Here is a 3,388-nt window from a genome sequence, read left to right as displayed (position 1 = left end):
AACGCTCGGCTGGGAAACCCCAGCCGAGCGTCTGTCTAAACTGCTCGCGGCCTGATCAACACGACCACGTGTTGCAACGACCCCTAGAAAGCGCCACCGAGAGGTGCGCCCCCTTTCGTGCGTGGCGGCACGGGTCAGGCGGCCGGCTGGCCCAGCCACCCGGGCAGCGCGTCGAAGTCGTCCCTGGCCAGCGCCAGCAGCATCGCGTCGGCCGGCGTGGGCTCGAACGGCGCCCGCAGCAACGGCATCGCCGCCTGCTCCGGCGTCCGGTTCGCCTTGCGGTGGTTGTCCTCCGCGCACGAGGCCACCGTGTTCAGCCAGGTGTCCTGACCACCGTGCGACCGCGGCACCACGTGGTCCACGGTCGTCGCCCGCCGGCCGCAGTACGCGCACCTGTGCCGGTCCCGCACCAGAACACCCCGCCTCGACCACGGAGCCCGTCTTCGGAACGGCACCCGTACGTATTGGCAGAGCCGTATGACCCGTGGCGCCGGTATGTCGACCGCGGCTCCGCGCATCCGCAGCACGGGGTGGGCCTGCTCGACGACGGCCTTGTCCTGGAGCACGAGAACGACGGCTCGGTTCAGCGTCACCGTCGACAACGGCTCGAAGCTCGCGTTGAGTACCAGTGTGTCCCGCATACCAGCCCACCTCCCGTGTGCACCGGCCCACCCCCTGGCGGGCTGGGATCAACTCTGGCCGGGCACGCCGAGATGGACAACGCAATATCTGCTGCCCCACGAGACGGGGGCCCCGCGGCCCCCCCGGCAACAAAAAAATGCCCGCCCCTGATCACTTCCAAGACCAGGAGCGGGCAAACGTTCCGTGAACGCCCGGATTGGGTCAGCCTTCGGCGAGCACCTCGTACTCGCCGATCAGCTGTGCCCGCCCGATCGCGTGGAAGCGCAGGTTGAAGCCCACGACGGCGGGCGTCGCGTCCGCGTCCGGACCGAGCTTCTCCTGGTCCACGGCGTACACCGTGAACACGTACCGGTGCGGACCGTCCCCGGGCGGCGGCGCGGCACCGCCGAAGTCCTTCGTCCCGTAGTCGTTGCGTGCCTGGACCGCACCCTCCGGCAGGCCCTCGAACGTGCCGCTGCCCGCCCCCGCGGGCAACTCCGTCACGGAGGCCGGGATGTCGAACACGACCCAGTGCCAGAACCCGCTGCCCGTCGGGGCGTCCGGGTCGTAGCAGGTCACGGCGAAGCTCTTGGTCTCGGGCGGGAAGCCCTCCCACCGCAGGTGCGGTGAGGTGTTGCCGGCCGCGTGGACCTGAGCGTCCTTGAGGGTCGCGCCCTCCGAGACATCCTCACTCGTCACCGCGAACGACGGCACGGGCGGATGGAAGTCGTGGGGGAGCGGCCGCCTCTTGAGCTCGGTCACCTCGGTACCTCCTGATCGGTTCCTTCAGTCGGTGTCGAGCCTAGAACCAGTTGCGCTTGCTGCCGACCTCCGACAGCCACTGGTTGAGGTACGCCGCCCAGTCGGTCCCCTGGTAGTCGTTCAGGCCGACCTGGAACGAGCGGAACGTGTCGCTGCCCTCGCTGAACAGACCCGGCTTCTTGTCCATCTCCAGCACGACGTCCATCGCGTTCTGGTCGGCCACGAAGCTCAGCTCGACCTGGTTCAGCCCGTGGTACTGCTGCGGCGGGAAGAACTCGATCTCCTGGTAGAACGGCAGCTTCTGCCGCGTACCGCGGATGTGCCCGCGCTCCATGTCCGCGTTCTTGAAGCGGAAGCCCAGCTGGATGAAGGCGTCCAGGATCGCCTTCTGCGCGGGCAGCGGGTGCACGCTGATCGCGTCGAGGTCGCCGGAGTCCACGGCGCGGGCGATCTCCAGCTCCGTGGTCACACCGATGTTCATCCCGCGCAGCGGCTGACCGTCGATCGTCGTGATCGGCGTCTCCCACGGGATCTCCAGGCCGAACTGCACCGCGTGCACCGCGTTCGCCTGCAGCTCGAAGGCCCCGCCGAGCCGCTGCTTCGTGAACTCGATGTTCTGCTTGTACTCCTCGTCGCCGCTCTCGACCTCGACCTTGGCCTGCAGCCCGACGGACAGCCCTTCGATCTGCTGGTTCACGGACCCGCCCTGGATCCGCACCTCACCCTGGACGACACCGCCCGGAACGACGTTCACCTCGTTCAGCACCGTCTCGACGGAAGCCCCGCCGGCCCCCAGGCTCGCGAGCAGCTTCTTGAACGCCATGTCTCTCCCTCTCCAGACGGGCCCCGGGGCCCGGCACCTTTTCGTGAACCGAGGATCCTCTGCTTCGTACAAACGCGATCCGACGGCGTCCGGTTCCGGCCTCGCCCTCGTGAGGCCGAAGCCCGTCGGCCACCCTGTGGCCCGACCCGCCTCCAGTACCCTCGGAGGGCATGATCGCGAGCCCCGACCGTACGCCCCTGCCCCGAGGATTCTTCGACCGCCCCGTCCTCGACGTGGCCCCCGATCTCCTGGGCCGCGTCCTGGTGCGCAGCACCCCGGACGGTCCGATCGCCCTCCGCCTGACAGAGGTCGAGGCGTACGACGGCCCGAACGACCCGGGCTCCCACGCCTACCGCGGCCGCACGCCCCGCAACGCCGTCATGTTCGGCCCGCCCGGACACGTCTACGTCTACTTCACCTACGGCATGTGGCACTGCATGAACCTGGTGTGCGGACCCGAGGGCAGGGCCAGCGGGGTTCTGCTCCGTGCCGGCGAGGTCACCGAGGGCGTCGAGTGGGCTCGTAAACGTCGAATCTCGGCCCGACATGACAAGGAACTGGCCAAAGGCCCGGCTCGCCTGGCCATGGCCCTGGACGTCGACCGAGCCCTCGACGGCACGGACGCGTGCGCCGCCGGGGACACCCCACTGCGCATCCTGACCGGCACACCTGCGCCGTCCGACCAGGTACGCAACGGCCCGCGAACCGGTGTGGCCGGCGACGGCGGTATCCACCCCTGGCGGTACTGGATCGCCGACGACGCGACGGTGAGCCCCTACCGGGCCCACGCGCCGAGGCGCCGCCGAAGTTGACCCGTACCCATGAGGTGCGTAATGTAGTCCGAGCCGCTGAACCGGGTACGGCAATCGCCAGCAGCCGGAGCGGCCAACCCACTACTTGACGATCACCCCTTCGCGGGGTCGAGTTCGGCGTGTCCCTATGCCTGAATTCAAAGCCCGCGGACTCGATTATGAGTTGAGCGGAGGATCGGTTAACGTAGTGAATGTCGAAAGGCCGACGAGCGAAAGCGAGAAGGTCAACGATATCCCGCCGACAGGGAATCGGATCGCAGGAAAGGATCTGATAAAGTCGGAAACGCAAGACCGGAGGGAAGCGCCCGGAGGAAAGCCCGAGAGGGTGAGTACAAAGGAAGCGTCCGTTCCTTGAGAACTCAACAGCGTG

The 3,388-nt window shown here is 68.1% G+C and carries 4 protein-coding genes; 1 reads left to right on the top strand and 3 read right to left on the bottom strand.

Translation table 11 applies throughout. The features are described 5' to 3' along the window. Positions 1 to 134 precede the first annotated feature (134 nt). The 3 genes from ABZ354_RS28540 to ABZ354_RS28530 all read right to left on the bottom strand — a co-directional run bounded on the left by ABZ354_RS28540 (position 135) and on the right by ABZ354_RS28530 (position 2,206). Positions 135 to 641, bottom strand: coding sequence for an HNH endonuclease (locus ABZ354_RS28540; protein WP_358661604.1), 507 nt, complete (start codon positions 639 to 641; stop codon positions 135 to 137). A 202-nt stretch (positions 642 to 843) separates the two neighbouring features. After that, a complete protein-coding gene (locus ABZ354_RS28535; RefSeq protein WP_358661602.1) occupies positions 844 to 1,383 on the bottom strand; it encodes a YbhB/YbcL family Raf kinase inhibitor-like protein in 540 nt (179 codons plus the stop codon). 40 nt (positions 1,384 to 1,423) lie between these two features. Then, positions 1,424 to 2,206 carry a sporulation protein gene (locus ABZ354_RS28530; RefSeq protein ID WP_358661600.1) on the bottom strand — a complete coding sequence of 261 codons (783 nt, stop codon included), beginning with the start codon at positions 2,204 to 2,206 and terminating at the stop codon, positions 1,424 to 1,426. A gap of 170 nt (positions 2,207 to 2,376) precedes the next feature. Between ABZ354_RS28530 and ABZ354_RS28525 the strand changes: the two genes are divergently transcribed. After that, positions 2,377 to 3,018: a DNA-3-methyladenine glycosylase gene (locus ABZ354_RS28525; protein WP_358661598.1), complete on the top strand. Its 642-nt coding sequence runs from the start codon at positions 2,377 to 2,379 to the stop codon at positions 3,016 to 3,018. The last annotated feature ends 370 nt before the right edge of the window (positions 3,019 to 3,388 follow it).

The sequence above is a fragment of the Streptomyces sp. NPDC005925 genome (assembly GCF_040638805.1).
Lineage (GTDB): Bacteria > Actinomycetota > Actinomycetes > Streptomycetales > Streptomycetaceae > Streptomyces.
The sequence above is the reverse complement of the archived record's forward strand: the minus strand, read 5'-3'. Positions and strand labels throughout refer to the sequence as shown.